We start from the raw sequence: 17,111 nt of genomic DNA on the forward strand, positions 1-17,111 counted from the left end.
CCAGGGTGTAGTCGCGCTTTTGCGCGGCGCTAGGCGTGCCGATAGGCCAGACGCGGGTGATGTCGGTGGTGCCGCCCACGTACTGGGCGCCGGAGTCGATCAGCAGCAGGCCTTCCTCGCACAGGCCTTGCGGCGTGCTGATCATGGCGTGTGATTCGGCTGTGGCGCGGTAGTGCGGCTGGGCACCGTTCGCATTGAAGCCGGCGATGGTGGGAAAGCTCAAGGAGACGTAGCCCGGCTGCTTCGCGCGCTCGGCGCTCAGACGCTCGTCGATCGTGAGCTCGCTGATGTGTTCATGCCCCAGCGCCTGTTCCAGCCAGGCGTAGAAGGTACACATGGCCGCGCCATCGCGTTCCATCGCCTCACGGATGAAGCCAGCTTCTTCCGGTATCTTGCGGGATTTGGCCAGCGTGGTCGGGTTGATGGCCTCGATCAGCTTCACACCTGCGGGCACCGCCTCGCGCAAGCCCCAGGTGATGCGTTTGGGGTCGATCAGCAGCGTGCTGCCATCCGGCAGTGCCTTCATGGCCGACAAGGCCTGGTTGTAGGGGCGCACGGCCACGCCATCGACAGACAGCCGTGCCTGAAGGGCCGTGTCGATCTTGCCTTCTGCCACGAACAGGGCGGCGTCATCCAGGCCGATCAGCGCATGGCCCAGGAAGACGGGGTTGTATTCCACGTCGGCGCCGCGCAGGTTCAGCACCCAGGCGAGATCGTCCAGCGTGGCGATCCAGTGGTGGGTGGCGCCCTTGTCCTTCATGGCCTGGCGCAAGGCGGCCAGCTTGTCGGCGCGAGGGGTGGCGGCGTAGGGCTGGGCGTGTTCGAACACGGCGGCAGCTGGCAGGGCAGGGCGATCCGGCCAGATGCCATCAAGCACGTCTTCGCTGGTGTGCAACTGCCAGCCCTTGATTTTCAGGGCGTCCTGCAAGAGTTGCGTCTGGGCCAGGCCCATCACGGTGCCATCGATCGCCAGCGTGGCGGGTGCGGCCACCCCAGCCTGTGCTGCCAGCCACTGCACATAGGCCGGCACGGCCGGGCCATCCAGCTTGACCAGGTCCACGCCAGAGCCAGCCAGTTCGACTTCGGCCTGCTCCCAATAGCGGCTGTCCGTGAACACGGCGGCCTGTGTGGCCGACACCAGCAAGGTGCCCGATGAGCCTGTGAAGCCGCTGAGCCACACACGACCTTGCCAGCGATCGGGCAGGTATTCGGAGAGATGGGGGTCGCTGCTCGGGATGAGCACGGCTTGCCAGCCCTTGTCGGCCATGCGCTGGCGCAGGGCCTGCAAACGAGTCGAGACAGGCCATGATGCTGGCGAAGAGGCGGGGCTGGAATCAGCGGCAGAAGCGTTCACGGCGTGCGGGCGGCGCTGGGAAGCGCGCATGAGGGACACAAGCCCTCATGTTGCCATGACAAGGCCAGCCTCAGCCGAGCAAGGGGCAAGCGGTGGCGGGCGTCAGACACCCGGCCACCAGGCCTGATCAGCGGGCGGGCGAAGGTTGCGCAGCCGGCGCACCTTGCGACGACGTGGCAGCGGGGGTGACCACCGGCGTGGCCGCCGTCACGCTCACAGGTGGCACGGGCGGCGGCGCCACGCGCACGAGCATGGCATTGGGCTCCAGTGCGTGCGGGTCCGGGAACACGCGGGCGTGGCGCTGTGAGGTGAAGTAGGCCCAGGCCCAGTCCATCATCACCACGGTGCGGTTGCGGAAGCCGATCAGGAAGTACACGTGCACGAACAGCCAGAACAGCCAGGCCGAGAAGCCGCTGAACTTGATCTGCTTCTTGGTGAAGGGAATGTCCAGCATGGCCACGGCGGCGCGCTTGCCGATGGTGGCCATCGAACCGTAGTCAAAGTAGCGGAAGGCCTGAGGCTCCAGGCCTTTCATGCGGCGGATGATGTTGAACGCCGCCTTGCGGCCCATCTGCTTGGCGCCGGGGCTCACGCCGGGCACGGGCGTCGGGTTCTCGGGATCCAGATAGCTCTTGGCCGAGGCCAGGTCGCCCACCACGTAGATGTTGTTGTGGCCAGGGATGGTCAGATCAGGCTGCACGATGACGCGGCCGGCGCGATCGAGCTGGCAGCCCGTGCTCTTGGCCAGCGCACGCCCCAGCGGAGAGGCCGCCACACCGGCTGCCCACACCACGGTGCGGCTGGGCAGGAAGTGCGAGACGGCCTTGGTCGAGCCATCAGGCTGCGTTTCGTTGAGGTCGTAGTGGATACCAAAGGCGGTGATGTTGGTCACCTTGGCGCCGGTCAGAACCTCGGCGCCCAGCATTTCCAACTGCTCCTTGGCGCGCCTGGACAGGTCTTCCGTGAAGGTGCCCAGCACACGCGGCGCGCCTTCCAGCAGGATCACGCGGGCCACGCGCGAATCGATGCGGCGGAATTCCGCGCTCAGGGTCTGTTGGGCAATCTCGGCCATGGTGCCGGCCATTTCCACGCCGGTCGGGCCTGCCCCCACCACGGCGAAGGTCAGCCAGGGCTCACGCTTGCTCGGGTCGGTTTCGCGCTCGGCCTGTTCGAAGGCCGTCAGCACACGGCGGCGGATGGTGAAAGCGTCACCCAGCGTCTTGAGGCCGGGGGCGTACTTGGCCCAGTCGTCTCTGCCAAAATAGCTGTGCGTGGCACCGGCCGCCAGAATCAGGTTGTCGTAGTGGATGTGCTCGCCGCCATCCAGCACCACGCAGTTCGACGCCGTGTCGATGGACGTGACTTCACCCATCAGCACCGTCAGATTGCCTCTGGCGATCTGGTCACGCAGGATATGGCGGATCGGGCCGGCAATCGCGGGCGCAGGCAGACCGGCTGTCGCCACCTGGTAGAGCAGGGGCTGGAACAGGTGATGGTTGGTGCGGTCGATGACCACGATCTCGACATCGGCACCAGACAGGGCCTTGGCAGCTTCAAGGCCGCCAAAGCCGCAGCCGATGATCACGACGCGAGGCTTTTGTTGCGCTTGGGTTGATCCGGTACCAGAAAACGACGAGGTAGATAGGGTCATGCGCGACAAGAAGGAAGGTGGGACGAACAGACGCCAGCAACTTCCGCTCCAGCGTCCTAAAGAACTAAGTATTTATACCAGTAACCCACTGTGCCATGTGGCCTTGCACCGCCCTGGTGCGCCCCTTGATTGCGGGTAAATTGCATCAATTCGTCCCTTGTCGCAGCAAAGGCATGGTTTCCCCGTCTGACGTCACGGGATCCTTTGACATGATGAAACCGGCCTTGCCTGCATGCTTGGCCGCGTACATGGCGGCATCGGCGCGCTGGCAGAAGGCTTCGGCAGATTCACCCGCCTGCAGAATGGCCGCGCCGATGCTGGGGCTGACGATCACCGAGTCCCCCGACATGTCGTGCGGCACGGACAAGCGCTCCACGATGCGCTGGCAGATGCGAACCACCTCGCCCGGGTTGCCCGCCCCCTCCAGGATCACCGTGAATTCGTCGCCCGCCAGACGGCACACGCAGTCTGTCAGGCGCACACAGGTCAGCAGGCGTTTGGCCACTTCGGCCAGCAGGCGGTCGCCCGCAGCGTGGCCATAACGGTCGTTGACGCCCTTGAATCCGTCCAGATCGATGTAGAGCACGCCCAGCGCCTGAGGATTGCGGCGTGCGCGTGCCATGGCCTGGGTGAGTCGTTCGCCAAAGGCCCGGCGGTTGGGCAGGCCCGTGAGGCTGTCATGCCGTGCTTGTTCTGCCAGTTCACGCTGATGGGCCTTGAGCACCGAGATGTCGCTGAACACCCGGATGTGCTGGGTGATCTTTTGCAAATCATTGCGCAGCGTGCTCACGCTCAGCCAGGTGTCCAGGGTTCGGCCGTCCTGGCAGACCTGCCTGCTTTCGCCGGACCAGCGCTGGTTGCCCTTCAGCGCCTGGATGACGCCTGGCAGATGCGATTCGCGCAGCGGCGGCATGCCCAGCAACTCGGCGTTGCGTCCGATCACCTCGGCCGGGGTCATGCCGGTGAGGTTGAGGAAGGCCGGGTTGACCATGACGATGCGGTCCACCGCGTCACTCACGACCACGGCATCGCCGGTTTCGTCGATCACGCGGGATGCCAGCTTCAACTGCTCTGCCGCCTGGCGCTGATCGGTCACGTCGCGTGCGATGGCCAGGATGTGGTCGACCTCGCCGTCCACGCCATAGACCGGCGCCTTGATCAGGTCGACGATGCGCTCGCCCTTGGGCGTCTGGTAGGTCAGATTCGGGAAGTGGTGGATGCGCGGGTCGCGCAGCACGGCCAGATCCTGCTCGTCGCCTCGGCGGCTCACGTCGGGGGGCAGCAGATCGCTGGCCTTGCGGCCCAGCACCTTGTCGGCCGGCAGTTGCATGACTTCCGCGGCCGCCTTGTTCCACACCACGTATTCGCCGGCACTGCTGGGGCGGGTGCTGCGGGCATAGACCGCCATGGGCAGGCAATCGACCAGCGTGCGGTAGAAGGCTGTCTGCTCGCGTGCCACGCCCATGGCATGGTGGGCCTCGCTGGTGTCACGCGTGATCACGGCCAGGCCGTCGTCCAGCGGCACGATCTGGTGATGCAGCCAGCGCGCCGGCAACTTGCTGCCTGGGCGCGTGAAGGCGTGTTCTTCCACCTGGGGTTGGTGCAGCTCGATGGCGCAGGTGAGCCGGTGGAGGAAGGCCGCGTGCAGGTGCGAAGGCAGGACGTCGAGCAGCAACTGCCCTTGCAGGGGCTTGTCGGCATGGAACAGCTCCCCGCTGCGCGGATTCGCCTGCATGATCTCATAGCCCACAAAGCGCCCGACCTGATCGCGCCGTGCCGCCAGCGTCATGACGCCGACTTCGCAACCCTTGGCCACAGCCTGCCAGAGCCTTTCCGTCTGCAGCGTGCGCTGCAGTGTTTGATGCATGCGCCTGTGGCTGTGCCACATGCTCAACCCTGCGATTCCCGCTAACACGATGCCCGTGAAGTGGGCGGAAGAATGTGGCGAGGACGACAACGCAAGACCGAGGACCAGACCTGCGGCCGACAGCAACTGGGCTGTGACCGAGGGGCGACGGTAAATGGTGGGCGTCCCCATGTTCATCGATTGGATGAATGAAGACATGGACACCCCGACTGCAAAACAACAGCATCCGGGATTTCGGAAGCTGGCGCCGGACCTTTAGCTCATCTTGAACTGAATGTTTCCTGATTCTCCGGTGCAAGCCTGAGTTAAGCTGGTGGATTGCATCAACGACAAGCTGTTGAGAGGGCTGCCGGCGCACTGGGTGGCCATAGCCATTCCATGCCGACCATTTTCGAGCACGAAGCCTTGCCCGCAGGCGCCCGACTGGGCGAGTTCGAGATCCAGAAGATCCTGGGTGTCGGCGGCTTTGGCATCGTCTATCTGGCCATGGACCACGCGCTGCAACGCCAGGTGGCCATCAAGGAGTACATGCCTGGTTCGCTGGCCGGTCGTGGCCCGGATCTGGAGGTCGTGGTGCGCGCCGCTTCTCAGGCGGACACCTTTGCCTTGGGCCTGCGCTCCTTCATCAACGAAGCTCGCCTGCTGGCACGCTTTGATCACCCGTCGCTGGTCAAGGTCTACCGCTTCTGGGAAGAGCACGGCACGGCCTACATGGTCATGCCTTATTACCAGGGGCAGACGCTGCAACAGGTGCGTCGCCACATGAGCGGCCCGCCGGACGAGGCCTGGCTGCGTCGCCTGATGATCCCTCTCCTGGGCGCGCTGGAATGCCTGCACCGGGAAAACGTCTTCCACCGCGACATCGCCCCCGACAACATCCTGCTGCTGGACGACGAGAGTGGCCCGGGCATGGGGCGCCCCGTCTTGCTCGATCTGGGCGCGGCGCGCCACGTCATCGGCGATCACACCCAGGCGCTCACGGCCATCGTCAAACCCAGCTTTGCCCCCATCGAGCAATATGCGGAAACGGTGCAGATCCGCCAGGGCCCCTGGACGGACCTGTACGCGCTGGCGGCCGTGGTGCACTTTTGCATCACGGGGCGCCCCCCCATGCCGGCTACGGCGCGCACGGTGCACGATGCCATGCCCACCCTCAGGCAAATGAGCCCTGGCCTGGCCAGCGATTTTGATTGCCACCTCAGCGAGCCTTTCATCGCGGCGATTGACCACGCACTGGCCGTGCGGCCGCAAGACCGACCTGATTCGGTTGCGGCCTGGCGTGAGGAGCTGTCGGGCATCGTTTGCAAGCCTGTTGGTGGCGCCGAGGCACCAGATTCCGCAAGTTCCGCTCAGACCGTGCTCGTGCGCAATGCGGCGCAAGAGGCGCCGCCCGGTCATCAGGCGATCGAGGCTCAGGCCTACATGACGACGATTCCCGCTGCGGGCAAGCTCAATGGCCCCCCCGCGTGGTCGGCTGGAGCCTCTGCGGCATCGCCTCGCCAGTCACAGGGTGACGCGACCGTCGAGCCCACCGTGCCCATGCCGTCTCCGGGCAGCGAGGCTGCCGCCCGGCCGGGCAAGCCTGCCGGCGATAGCGCCTTGCACATCAACTGGTTGAAGTGGGGCTTTGCGATGCTGGCCTTGCTGACGGGGGTGGCGTTGTGGTGGTCTCAGCATGGCCGGCACAAGGGAGCGCCCGTGCCTGCGCCAGCAGCCAGCGTGGCGTCGGTGAAGGGGCAGGGCAGTGCGCCTGCCGAGTCTCGCAAGCGGGCATCAGCCCCCGCTCCGGCCACATCGCCCTCCAGCGCCGTGGCCGTCAACAAGCCCAGGCGGCCAGCCCGGGAAGAGCCAGCGCCGCCTCGCAAGGAAGACAGCAAGGTTGTGGCGAGCGATGCCAATGAGCCTCTCAACCCGCGCAAGGCCTGCGCAGGCAAATCCTTCATCTTGCTGGCGATCTGCATGAAGCGGCATTGCTCCCGGGCTGACTATGCAGCCCATCCGGAGTGTGAGCGCATGCGGCAGCAGGAGGCCGCTCAGCGACCCAATTACTGAGTCGCCACGAATCAGGCAGCGGCTCGCTCGGAGCCCCTCAGGGCCATCCAGGTCTGCTGCAGGATGCGGGCGTCGGCGCTGGCGCGATGGCGCTCCAGGCCGGATTTGATCGCCACGCCGCGTTTGACTTCATGCCACGCAGCGGCTTCGCTGTCAGACAGCAAGGCACGCAGGCTCTCCAGCTTGAAGGTCGGGCTGCGGTCAGCGGCCTCGTACAGGCGATTGAGCCAGGTGTAGTCGTGCGCCCATGCGTCCGAGTACACCGTCATGCCGCGCAAGCGGTCGTTGAGCACGTCCACGATTTCTGTCGGGCTGCGGCCACTTTGCTGCAGTTGCTCCCGCGTGATGTTGTGCACCGTGGCGGCATTGGGATCCCAGTGCTGCCAGTCGGCCTGCGGTTTGACGAGGCTGCACCAGGTCTGGCCGTTGGGCTGGACGAAGCCAATTTCAATCGGATAGCTGCCCAGGCCAAAACCGGATGCCTCTATATCCAGTATGGCGGGGGGAACAACGGCCGTAGCCTGTGCAGTCGAGACCAACATCTTTTGCCCTGATTTCTAGGATGGTGCATGTGCTTGAACAGTGTCGCACTTCGTCAAGTGTCCTGATCTCCGGGTTTGAACGGGCTTCGCGCGTCTAATTCGGCTGCATATTGATCAACGCCAAGCGTTTCCCGCATCAGGAAATCGGCAACCGCCTGGCGCAATCCCTCGTGCCGCAGCCAGTGGGCCGAGCGAGTCGGGACGGGCAGCAGCCCGCGGGTGAGCTTGTGCTCGCCTTGTGCGCCGCCTTCGAAGCGGCGCACACCATGCTCGATGCACCAGGCCAGTGGCTGGTAATAACAGGCCTCGAAGTGCAGGCAGGAGATGTCTTTCATGGCGCCCCAGTAGCGGCCGTAGGCCACACGATGTTCCGGGTCATATGCCAGCAAGGCCGATGCCACCCTTTCGCCTGCCTGGCTGGCGATGAACAACACCCAGTTGTCGGGCAGGGCATGGGCGGCCATCTGCCAGAACGTGGGTGTCAAGTAAGGGCGCTGCCCTCGCTCGTGGTAGGTCTGGGCATAGCACTGTGCGAAGAAGGCCCAGTCGGCCCCGGTGACCTGCGGCCCGGTCAGCACCTCGAAGCTGACGCCGGCCTCGCGCACCTTGCGCCGCTCCTGCTGGATCTTCTTGCGCTTGTCTCGCTGCAGGCTGGCCAGGAAGTCTTCGAAGCTGTCGTACGGCGCGGGCTCCTGGTTCTGCCAGTGAAACTGCACCCCGTTGCGGATCAGCCATCCTGCTTGCCGGGCGCGCTCGGCTTCGGCTTCGGGCAGAAACAGCACATGCGCGGAAGACCAGCCCTCACTGACACAGCGATCAACCATGGCCTGCAACAACAGGCCACGTGCTTCGTCTTGCGCCGCATCGCTCAGTGCCGGGTGAACCAGCAGCCTGGGGCCGGGTATGGGCGAAAACGGCACGGCGCCCAGCAGCTTGGGGTAGTAGCGCTCGCCGTGCCGGGCCAGTGCGCGATCGTGGGCATCCGCCCAGGACCAGTCGAACACGTATTCGCCATAGGAGTGGCTTTTCAGGAACAGCGGGCAGGCCGCCTGGATGCGCCCCGTGGCGTCCTGCAAGGTCAGAAACTGCACTTGCCAGCCGGTGTCCGGGCAGGCGCTGCCGCTGTCCACCATGGCACGCAGCAGGGCCATGCGCAGGAATGGGGTGCCACCATCAACCGGCGACACCAGTTCATCCCACTGTTCGGCAGGGATCTGATCGAGTCGCTCGTGCCAATGAGCCCTCAGGCCCGGTACCATGCTGGCTTGCGCACCAGCCTGACTGTGCGCACCTACTGAATCGAATCTGTCCATGAACGCTGTGTCGTCTGTTGCCACCCCTGCCCACGCACTGGAAGTGGCCTTGCTGCAATTCAACCCTGTCGTGGGTGACCTGAAGGGCAATGCCCAGGCCATCATCGACGCCAGCCGCCAAGCCTACGCCAATGGCGCGCGTCTGGTGGTGACGCCGGAAATGGCCCTGTGCGGCTACCCTCCTGAGGATCTCTTGTTGCGTCCGGCCTTCATGGAGGCGTGCGACGACATGGTCGCGCACATCGCCCGAAACCTGGCCGATCTGCCGGATCTCCATCTGGTGCTGGGGCACCCCCAGACCGGGCCGGGTGACGATGTGCGGACGCGCTCCTGGTCCGTGCCGCGTCGGCTGAATTCGGCCAGCCTGATTCATGGCGGGCGTCTGGTGGCCAGCTACGCCAAGCGCGAGTTGCCCAACTACCAGGTCTTCGACGAACGCCGTTATTTCATCAGTGGCCGCGAGGCAGGTCTGGGCCCGGTGGTGGTGGACGTACTGGGCTGGCGCGTGGGCCTGCTGGTTTGCGAAGACGCCTGGTTTGACGAGCCCGCCCACTCGGCGGTGGGCGAGGGCGCGCAGGCTTTGGTGGTGCTCAACGCTTCGCCATTCCATGCCAGCAAGCGCGCCGAGCGTGAAGCCCGCATGGGCGACCGTGCCCGTGCCCTGGGTTTGCCGCTGGTTTACGCCCACATGGTGGGCGGCCAGGACGAAGTGGTGTTCGACGGCGCGTCGTTCGCGGTGGACGCCCAAGGCCAGGTGGCCGCGCGCGCGCCCAGCTTTGAAGTGGCCACCCTGGCCGTGACCCTGCAGCCTCAAGGGCAGGTCAGCGGCACGCTGGCCCCGGCCTTGTCGTACGAAGCTGAAATCTGGGCCGCCCTGGTTTGTGGTGTGCGCGACTACGTTGGCAAGAACGGCTTCCCGGGCGCCATCATCGGCTTGTCCGGTGGCATCGACTCGGCCCTGGTGCTGGCCATTGCGGTCGATGCGCTGGGCGCCGACAAGGTCCGCACCGTGATGATGCCGTCACCTTATACGGCCGACATCTCCTGGATCGATGCCCGCGACATGGCCGATCGCCTGGGCGTGCGCCACGATGAAATCGCGATCAAGCCGATGTTCGAGGATTTCAACCAGTCCCTGGCGCCCTTGTTCGTCGGCCGCGCCGAGGACACGACGGAAGAGAACATCCAGGCCCGCATCCGTGGCACCTTGCTGATGGCCCTGTCCAACAAGACCGGCGCCATCGTGTTGACTACCGGCAACAAGAGCGAGATGGCCACGGGTTACTGCACGCTGTATGGCGACATGGCCGGCGGCTTTGCCGTCATCAAGGACCTGGCCAAGACACTGGTCTACCGACTGTCGCGCTGGCGCAATGCCCAGGCCGTCGAAGCAGGGCATGTCGAGCCCATCCCCGAGCGCATCATCACGCGGCCGCCTTCGGCCGAGCTGCGCCCCGATCAGAAGGATCAGGACAGCCTGCCCGAGTACGAGGTGCTGGACGCCATTCTGGAGCGCTACATGGAGCTTGATCAGTCCATCGAAGAGATCGTGGCGGCGGGCTTCCCGCGCGCCGATGTGGACAAGGTCACCCGCCTCATCAAGATCAACGAGTACAAGCGCAGACAGGCACCGGTGGGTATCCGCATCACGCACCGTGCTTTTGGTCGCGACTGGCGCTACCCGATCACTTCTCGATTCCGCGCCTGATTGCTTTTCCGCAGATTGCCTTGCGCCTAAAAGCGCTCAGACGTGCTTAAATAGCTGCAATGCGATGCAGCATCGCCCCTATTTTTCGCTGACTTTATTTCGGAGTTCCCGCCATGAAACAGATCACCGCCGTCATCAAACCATTCAAGCTGGAAGAAGTCCGCGAAGCCCTGGCCGAAGTCGGCGTGACCGGCCTGACCGTGACCGAGGTCAAAGGTTTTGGTCGTCAGAAGGGCCACACCGAGTTGTACCGTGGCGCCGAGTACGTGGTGGACTTCCTGCCCAAGGTGAAGATCGAAGTGGTCGTCAAGACCGCCGATGTGGACCGTTGCATCGAGGCCATCATCAAGGCTGCCAAGACAGGCAAGATCGGTGACGGCAAGATCTTCGTGACGCCTGTCGAGCAAGTGGTGCGCATCCGCACCGGCGAGACCGACGAAGCAGCCGTCTGATCCCGCTCAGATCTCGGACGCGACGCCGCCCGGGCCAGGCTCAGCCAGGTCTGGCGGCGTTTGTGCTTTCAGGCGCGCAAATTCATCTTCGATGCGGTCCAGCAGGCTGTTGATCTCGGTGTCCACCAGCAGCAGCTCCTGGACATCGGGCCACAGGAAGCCGCCATCGCGGCTGCGGTCGATGAAGCGCAGCAGTTCGTCGTAATAGCCGGCCACATTGAGCAGGCCCAGTGCCTTGCGGTGGTAGCCCAACTGGCGCCATGTCCAGACCTCGAAGATCTCCTCCATGGTGCCGATGCCGCCAGGCAGGGCGATGAAGGCATCCGCCTGCATGGCCATCTTGTGCTTGCGCTCGTGCATGCTGTCGACGACCTGGAGTTCGGTCACGCCACCGTGGCCCAGTTCCTTTTCGATCAACCGGTGCGGGATCACGCCGATGACTTCAGCACCTTCGGCCAGTGCTGCATCCGCCACCGCGCCCATCAGACCGGTGCTGCCACCACCGTAGACCAGGCGCCAGCCTCTCAGCCCGATCTGTCGGCCCACTTCGCGTGCGGCGGCCAGGTGGGCGGGGTCCAGGCCATTGCGGGAGCCGCAATAGACGCACAGCGACAGGGACATGTTCAGGCTTTCGTTGTGATCGTTTGAAAGAGTCGTTTCAGGCGCGGGTGTCGATCAGCCGGGTACGGCAGATGATGTCGTGCAGGAACTGGCCTTGGGGCAATAGCCACGTCAACGAGGTGTAGATCAGGATCCAGACACCCATGGCGCCATACAGGAGCTTGGACTGATGCCAGCCTACCAGCCAGGCCGCCACCCACGGGGGCATGAACCACAGCCAGGCGAGCAAGGCTCGTTGCAAGGCCTGCGGGAGCGAGATCGGCGCGCCCTGTTCGGTGACCAGGCGTACATGCCATGTCTTCATCGCCAGGGTCTGGCCACCATGCGTCCAGAACCAGATGAAGTAGAGGGACAGGGCCAGGAACTGTGCGGCCATCATGCCTTCGCGGCCATGCAGGCCGTGGCGCTGGTTGGTCAGGACAGAGTAAATCCCGCCCACCACCATGACCAGGCCGAACAGCAGCACACCTTCATAGGTGAATGCGGCCATGCGGCGACGCAGTGCGGGAGCCGGGCCTTGTGCGCGCTCCTTGCAGGCGGCGGCGCTGAGTGCGGTAGGCAGGGGGGCGGAGGAAACCGTCATGGACGCAGGCAATGGGAATCAGCAAGGGAGGGCGAACGATACACCAGCTTGGCGCTGGCCTGAACGCCGCCGGGCTGAATCAGCGCCGTACCGCAGGCTCGTTGCCGACGGCCGATGCGGGCAGCGATGCCATGGCGGCACTCTGTGCGCCCTTTTTGGGCAACATGGTGACCGGATCGACGAAAGCCTTGCTGGCTGCGATCTTGGTCAGGCCGGTTTGCTGGTGCATCGGCGGCGTGGGGCGCTGGTTGACCAGGGTGGTGGTGGCGCCTGTGCCAGCCTTGACCATGGTCGGGCGCACCACGGTTGGCGTGGGGGCCGTGCCCGTGATCGTATTGGGTACCAGGTTGGACTTCTTGTCCGAACCGTTGGCAGAGGCATTGCGCTTGACGGCGAAGGCTTGCCTGGCCTCGCGCGGACCCACCATGTTGTCAGCCAGCAAGACCGGTTTGGCGCGGCGCTTGGCCTGACGGGTCAGGTCCTGCCGGTCTTCGGCAGAGAGCGCCTGGTAGGCGGCCCATTTTTCCTGGCGCTGATCCGGTGACAACTGGCGTGTCTGCTGGAAGCGCAGGCGCGCTTCGCCGCGCTCCTGTGCAGGCAGTTTGGCCCACTGGGACATGCGCTCCCGGATGCGGTTTTGCTCGGCGGGGGACAGGGCCTTGTAGCGGTTGGCCACGTTGACCCATTTGTCCCGACCGGTTTCGTCCATGCGCGACCAGTGCGTGGCCAGGGGTTGGAGGATCTGCTTTTGCTCGGCAGACAGCTCATGCCACTCGGTAGGCGTGTCGATGATCACCGGGCTGCCTGCATTGGCCCTGTTCAGCACGGCATCGGCCTTGGCCGGCGCGTGCGTGGCCCACAGCAGACCGATGGCAGCCAGGGCCATGGGCAAGGTGCGAACGAGGGTGAGGGACAGCTTCATGACCAGATCTCAGGGCGTGGTGGAAGCCGGTGCCGTCTCGGTGGTCTGAAGATCGCCGCCGATCTCTGGCGCCGCCTCTTCGATGGGGCGTACAGTCGGGCCGGTGTCGGTCTTGAGGAATTCCGCAAAACCGGGGTCCGAATAGGCGGCAGGGGGCAGGTCATCGGTCAGCAGGGCCATGTCCACGTCGGTGGCGGCCTGAACCTGTTCCTGCTTGTAATAGCGGTGGATGCCCCACAGGCCTGCCACCAGCGCAATGACCGGCAGGAGCGACGCCAGGCGCCAGCCCCATGAAGGTGGGCTGTCGTCCAGCCGGCGACCATGGTCGCTGGCGCGGGCGTAACGGCTTTCGTTCCAGTTGCTGTTCTGGCCGGCCCCGCCAGCTCCTGCCGTACTCAGCCCCGCGACGCTGACCTGAACGACTGGCGCCGGCGCCACGGCTGGCGCCAGGGCTGCCGCGCGGGCCTCTCGGCCAGCGCGAATGGCTTGTTCCCGAGCGATACGCAGACGCTCGGAAATATCATGCGGCACAGACTGCGCACCCTCTTCCAGGCGCGCGCTCAGACGCAGGGCAAAGCGCGCCTCGAGGGCTTCGCGTTGCGCTGGTGTCAGCGGGGTGGTGGGACGGGTTTTCACAATGTAATACCGCGAGATTGAAGGGCTTTGGCGAGTGACTGAACGGCGCGAGAGCAATGCGTTTTCACGCTGCCTTCCGAGCAACCCATGGCTGCGGCGGTCTCTGCAACATCCAGTTCCTCCCAGTAACGCAGCAGGAAGGCTTCCCGTTGACGTCCTGGCAGTTTGTTGATCTCTTCTTCTATCTGAATCAGGATTTCGGTTCGGCTGGCGGAATCATCAGCACCTTCCGAGCCAGTTTCGCCAGATCTCAACGATTCAAGCAGATCGAAGTCGCCGCTGTCATCCCCGTCAACAGAGGCTTCGAGGTCACCAATGTTGGTAAATACCGCATTGCGAACTTTCTGGCGGCGAAACCAGTCCAGCGTCGCGTTGGACAGGATGCGCTGGAACAGCATGGGCCACTCGTTCGAGGGGCGGTCCGCGTAACTTTGTGTCAGGCGGATCATGGCGTCCTGCACGATGTCCAGCGCCGCGTCCTCGTCGCGCACGGCGTAAACCGTGCGTTTGAACGCGCGTCGCTCCACACCTTTCAGGAAGGCGTTGAGCTCTTCTTCGTAAGAGGGGCTGGGCAGGGGAGTCATTTCGCGGGCGGATTATGGCATTGAGTCGTGAATCCTTGAGATCAGTGTCTTGGGGTTCGCTTGAATTGACGCGAAGGGATGCGATAATGTTCGTCTTTGCGCCATCTCGATCTGGTCTGAATCTGGACAGCCCGACCCTTAAGTAGGCTCCGGTGGCAGACCGCGCAGGCTCCAAATCCGCCTCACAAGGGCGAGCACGCTGGCAATCCGTTGTCGCAGTGCTGTTGTCTCAGACCTCACAAAAGGCTGTGGCGATGTAGAGGGGCACCGATCGTTTTTCGTTAGAGAAATTCGGAAAGGTTCCAATTCATCATGGACATGTCTCCTTCGGACATCAAACGCGCCGGCACGGCCGACGCACACGCTCAATCCCCCTCCGGCGAGATCCTCAACGGCTCCGACATCCTCGTACGCTGCCTTCAGGCTGAAGGCGTCAAGTACATGTGGGGCTACCCCGGTGGCGCGGTTCTCTACATCTACGACGCCCTGTACAAGCAGGACACCATCGAGCACGTGCTCGTGCGCCACGAACAGGCTGCCGTTCACGCTGCTGACGGCTATGCGCGCGCCACGGGCGACGTCGGCGTGGCCCTGGTGACCTCCGGCCCCGGCGTGACCAATGCCATCACCGGTATCGCCACCGCCTACATGGACTCGATCCCCATGGTGATCGTGACCGGTCAGGTGCCCACGCCCGCGATTGGCCTGGACGCCTTCCAGGAATGCGACACCGTCGGCATCACGCGCCCCATCGTCAAGCACAACTTCCTCGTCAAGGATGTGGCCGATCTGGCTGCAACCATGAAGAAGGCCTTCCACATCGCCCGCACCGGCCGCCCAGGCCCTGTCGTGGTCGATATCCCGAAGGACGTTTCCCTCAAGACCACTGCCTTCCACTATCCCGAGACAGTGGAAATGCGCTCGTACAACCCGGTGCGCAAGGGCCACGGCGGCCAGATCCGCAAGGCCGTGCAACTGCTGTTGACCGCCAAGCGCCCCTACATCTACACCGGCGGCGGTGTGATCCTGGGTGAAGCCTCCAAGGAACTGCGCGAGCTGGTGGACATGCTGGGCTACCCCAGCACCAGCACCCTGATGGGTCTGGGCGCCATCCCCGCGTCGGACAAGACCTTCCTGGGCATGCTGGGCATGCACGGCACGTACGAAGCCAACATGACCATGCAGAACGCCGATGTGGTGATCGCCATTGGCGCCCGCTTCGATGACCGCGTGATCGGCAACCCCAAGCACTTCGCCCAGGTCGAGCGCAAGATCATCCACATCGACATCGACCCCTCGTCGATCTCGAAGCGCGTCAAGGTCGACATCCCCATCGTGGGCGACGTGAAGGACGTGCTGCTGGAAATGATCGCGCAGATCAAGGAATCGCCGATCAAGCCCGACCAGCATGCCCTGGGCAAGTGGTGGGAGCAGGTCAACGAATGGAAGAAGCGCGAGTGCCTGAAGTTCAAGACCTCGACCGAGGTGATCAAGCCTCAGGCCGTGGTCGAGAAGCTGGCCGAGCTGACCAAGGGTACCGACTACTACATCACGTCGGACGTGGGTCAGCACCAGATGTTCGCCGCGCAGTACAGCAAGTTTGAAGAGCCTCGCCGCTGGATCAACTCCGGTGGCCTGGGCACCATGGGTGTGGGTCTGCCTTACGCCATGGGCATCAAGCTGGCCAAGCCGGATGCCGATGTCTTCTGCATCACGGGCGAAGGCTCGATCCAGATGTGCATCCAGGAACTGTCGACCTGCAAGCAGTACAACACGCCCGTCAAGGTGATCGCGCTGAACAACCGCTATCTGGGCATGGTGCGCCAGTGGCAGCAGCTGGATTACGGCGGCCGCTACTCGCACAGCTACATGGACGCGCTGCCTGACTTCGTCAAGCTGGCCGAGGCTTATGGCCACATCGGTCTGCTGATCGAGCGCCCTGAAGACGTGGAAGGCGCGCTGCGCGAGGCCATCAAGTTGAAGGACCGCACCGTGTTCCTGGACATCCGCACCGACCCGACGGAAAACGTCTGGCCGATGGTTCAGGCCGGCAAGGGCATCTCCGAAATGCTGCTGGGTTCCGAAGACCTGTAATTCACATAGGCCCGGCCTGAGGCGGGCAGGGTGCAGTCTGGTGCTTGCCGGTGCCTGACTGACGACCCTGAAAGCTTGGGACCGGGATGGACATTCAACCGATACCTGTCGCACTACGTGGCCACGGCCCTGGGGTTACCGCTCCCTGGCTAAAGAGCCCGCAAGGACGATCCATATGAAACACATCATTGCCCTTCTGGTCGAGAACGAAGCCGGCGCGCTGTCGCGCGTGGTGGGCCTGTTCTCCGCACGCGGCTACAACATCGAAAGCCTGACCGTCGCCACGACGGAAGATCCTTCGCTGTCGCGCATGACCATCGTGACCACCGGTTCCGACGACGTGATCGAACAGATCACCAAGCACCTGAACCGCCTGATCGAAGTCGTGAAGGTTGTCGACCTGTCCGAAGGCCCCTTCACCGAACGTGAGCTGATGCTCATCAAGGTGCGTGCCGTGGGCAAGGAGCGCGAAGAGATGAAGCGCATGGCGGACATCTTCCGCGGCCGCATCATCGACGTGACCGACAAGACCTACACCATTGAACTGACTGGCGACTCGGCCAAGCTCGATGCCTTCATCGAAGCCATTGACCGTGCCGCCATCCTTGAAACCGTGCGCACCGGGACCAGCGGGATCGGGCGCGGCGAGCGCATCTTGCGCGTCTGAGTCTGGCTCACCGCCGTTCTCTTTTTCCCGCTTTTGTTCCCCGCTTTCCCTCAGTTTCAACTGAA

15 protein-coding genes are annotated in these 17,111 nt (G+C 64.1%); 5 read left to right on the forward strand and 10 right to left on the reverse strand.

Annotated elements, in window-relative coordinates:
• The 3 genes from VFW93_RS09250 to VFW93_RS09260 all read right to left on the reverse strand — a co-directional run.
• On the reverse strand, window positions 1-1,384 hold a 1,384-nt coding region (locus VFW93_RS09250), incomplete at its 3' end, for an aminopeptidase P family N-terminal domain-containing protein (protein ID WP_414639634.1).
• Between the two features lie 97 nt (window positions 1,385-1,481).
• Complete coding sequence (locus VFW93_RS09255) at window positions 1,482-3,005, reverse strand: NAD(P)/FAD-dependent oxidoreductase (RefSeq protein ID WP_329693711.1); 1,524 nt, start codon at window positions 3,003-3,005, stop codon at window positions 1,482-1,484.
• A 145-nt stretch (window positions 3,006-3,150) separates the two neighbouring features.
• Window positions 3,151-4,872: a diguanylate cyclase domain-containing protein gene (locus VFW93_RS09260; RefSeq protein WP_329693712.1), complete on the reverse strand. Its 1,722-nt coding sequence runs from the start codon at window positions 4,870-4,872 to the stop codon at window positions 3,151-3,153.
• Between the two features lie 378 nt (window positions 4,873-5,250).
• On the opposite strand from VFW93_RS09260, the gene VFW93_RS09265 reads away from it, so the two are divergent.
• A complete protein-coding gene (locus tag VFW93_RS09265; protein ID WP_329693713.1) occupies window positions 5,251-6,924 on the forward strand; it encodes a serine/threonine protein kinase in 1,674 nt (557 codons plus the stop codon).
• An 11-nt stretch (window positions 6,925-6,935) separates the two neighbouring features.
• Here VFW93_RS09265 and VFW93_RS09270 read toward each other — a convergent pair whose 3' ends face one another.
• Together VFW93_RS09270 and VFW93_RS09275 are read right to left on the reverse strand one after the other, a co-directional pair.
• Window positions 6,936-7,466 (reverse strand): hypothetical protein, encoded by a 531-nt coding sequence (locus tag VFW93_RS09270; RefSeq protein ID WP_329693714.1) that lies wholly within the window; start codon window positions 7,464-7,466, stop codon window positions 6,936-6,938.
• A 53-nt stretch (window positions 7,467-7,519) separates the two neighbouring features.
• Window positions 7,520-8,779: a GNAT family N-acetyltransferase gene (locus VFW93_RS09275; RefSeq protein WP_329693715.1), complete on the reverse strand. Its 1,260-nt coding sequence runs from the start codon at window positions 8,777-8,779 to the stop codon at window positions 7,520-7,522.
• Here VFW93_RS09275 and VFW93_RS09280 point away from each other — a divergent pair.
• A complete protein-coding gene (locus VFW93_RS09280; RefSeq protein WP_329693716.1) occupies window positions 8,778-10,487 on the forward strand; it encodes an NAD+ synthase in 1,710 nt (569 codons plus the stop codon). The genes VFW93_RS09275 and VFW93_RS09280 overlap by 2 nt on opposite strands.
• Before the next feature lie 113 nt (window positions 10,488-10,600).
• A complete protein-coding gene (locus VFW93_RS09285; protein WP_329693717.1) occupies window positions 10,601-10,939 on the forward strand; it encodes a P-II family nitrogen regulator in 339 nt (112 codons plus the stop codon).
• Window positions 10,940-10,945: 6 nt separating this feature from the next.
• Here VFW93_RS09285 and VFW93_RS09290 read toward each other — a convergent pair whose 3' ends face one another.
• The 5 genes from VFW93_RS09290 to VFW93_RS09310 all read right to left on the reverse strand — a co-directional run bounded on the left by VFW93_RS09290 (window position 10,946) and on the right by VFW93_RS09310 (window position 14,285).
• On the reverse strand, window positions 10,946-11,560 hold the full coding sequence (locus VFW93_RS09290) for a TIGR00730 family Rossman fold protein (RefSeq protein WP_329693718.1): 615 nt from the start codon (window positions 11,558-11,560) through the stop codon (window positions 10,946-10,948).
• Window positions 11,561-11,597: 37 nt separating this feature from the next.
• Window positions 11,598-12,143, reverse strand: coding sequence for an RDD family protein (locus tag VFW93_RS09295; protein ID WP_329693719.1), 546 nt, complete (start codon window positions 12,141-12,143; stop codon window positions 11,598-11,600).
• Between the two features lie 79 nt (window positions 12,144-12,222).
• A complete protein-coding gene (locus VFW93_RS09300; RefSeq protein ID WP_329693720.1) occupies window positions 12,223-13,065 on the reverse strand; it encodes a DUF3106 domain-containing protein in 843 nt (280 codons plus the stop codon).
• A gap of 9 nt (window positions 13,066-13,074) precedes the next feature.
• On the reverse strand, window positions 13,075-13,701 hold the full coding sequence (locus VFW93_RS09305; protein ID WP_329693721.1) for a DUF3619 family protein: 627 nt from the start codon (window positions 13,699-13,701) through the stop codon (window positions 13,075-13,077).
• Window positions 13,698-14,285, reverse strand: coding sequence for an RNA polymerase sigma factor (locus tag VFW93_RS09310; protein ID WP_329693722.1), 588 nt, complete (start codon window positions 14,283-14,285; stop codon window positions 13,698-13,700). The genes VFW93_RS09305 and VFW93_RS09310 overlap by 4 nt, the downstream gene beginning before the upstream one ends.
• Window positions 14,286-14,597: 312 nt before the next feature.
• On the opposite strand from VFW93_RS09310, the gene VFW93_RS09315 reads away from it, so the two are divergent.
• Both VFW93_RS09315 and ilvN read left to right on the forward strand, forming a co-directional pair.
• Window positions 14,598-16,379, forward strand: coding sequence for an acetolactate synthase 3 catalytic subunit (locus VFW93_RS09315; RefSeq protein ID WP_329693723.1), 1,782 nt, complete (start codon window positions 14,598-14,600; stop codon window positions 16,377-16,379).
• 175 nt (window positions 16,380-16,554) lie between these two features.
• On the forward strand, window positions 16,555-17,046 hold the full coding sequence (gene ilvN, locus VFW93_RS09320; protein WP_290678165.1) for an acetolactate synthase small subunit: 492 nt from the start codon (window positions 16,555-16,557) through the stop codon (window positions 17,044-17,046).
• The last annotated feature ends 65 nt before the right edge of the window (window positions 17,047-17,111 follow it).

Origin of the sequence: Aquabacterium sp. (genome assembly GCF_036279675.1) — a bacterium.
GTDB lineage: Bacteria > Pseudomonadota > Gammaproteobacteria > Burkholderiales > Burkholderiaceae_C > Aquabacterium.

Excerpts from the sequence above, each read along its gene's own strand:
- VFW93_RS09255 (WP_329693711.1), bottom strand. The coding sequence starts at position 3,005 with ATGACCCTATCTACCTCGTCGTTTTCTGGTACCGGATCAACCCAAGCG.
- VFW93_RS09260 (WP_329693712.1), bottom strand. The coding sequence starts at position 4,872 with ATGCATCAAACACTGCAGCGCACGCTGCAGACGGAAAGGCTCTGGCAG.
- VFW93_RS09265 (WP_329693713.1), top strand. The coding sequence starts at position 5,251 with ATGCCGACCATTTTCGAGCACGAAGCCTTGCCCGCAGGCGCCCGACTG.
- VFW93_RS09270 (WP_329693714.1), bottom strand. The coding sequence starts at position 7,466 with ATGTTGGTCTCGACTGCACAGGCTACGGCCGTTGTTCCCCCCGCCATA.
- VFW93_RS09280 (WP_329693716.1), top strand. The coding sequence starts at position 8,778 with ATGAACGCTGTGTCGTCTGTTGCCACCCCTGCCCACGCACTGGAAGTG.
- VFW93_RS09275 (WP_329693715.1), bottom strand. The coding sequence starts at position 8,779 with ATGGACAGATTCGATTCAGTAGGTGCGCACAGTCAGGCTGGTGCGCAA.
- VFW93_RS09285 (WP_329693717.1), top strand. The coding sequence starts at position 10,601 with ATGAAACAGATCACCGCCGTCATCAAACCATTCAAGCTGGAAGAAGTC.
- VFW93_RS09290 (WP_329693718.1), bottom strand. The coding sequence starts at position 11,560 with ATGTCCCTGTCGCTGTGCGTCTATTGCGGCTCCCGCAATGGCCTGGAC.
- VFW93_RS09295 (WP_329693719.1), bottom strand. The coding sequence starts at position 12,143 with ATGACGGTTTCCTCCGCCCCCCTGCCTACCGCACTCAGCGCCGCCGCC.
- VFW93_RS09300 (WP_329693720.1), bottom strand. The coding sequence starts at position 13,065 with ATGAAGCTGTCCCTCACCCTCGTTCGCACCTTGCCCATGGCCCTGGCT.
- VFW93_RS09310 (WP_329693722.1), bottom strand. The coding sequence starts at position 14,285 with ATGACTCCCCTGCCCAGCCCCTCTTACGAAGAAGAGCTCAACGCCTTC.
- VFW93_RS09315 (WP_329693723.1), top strand. The coding sequence starts at position 14,598 with ATGGACATGTCTCCTTCGGACATCAAACGCGCCGGCACGGCCGACGCA.
- ilvN (WP_290678165.1), top strand. The coding sequence starts at position 16,555 with ATGAAACACATCATTGCCCTTCTGGTCGAGAACGAAGCCGGCGCGCTG.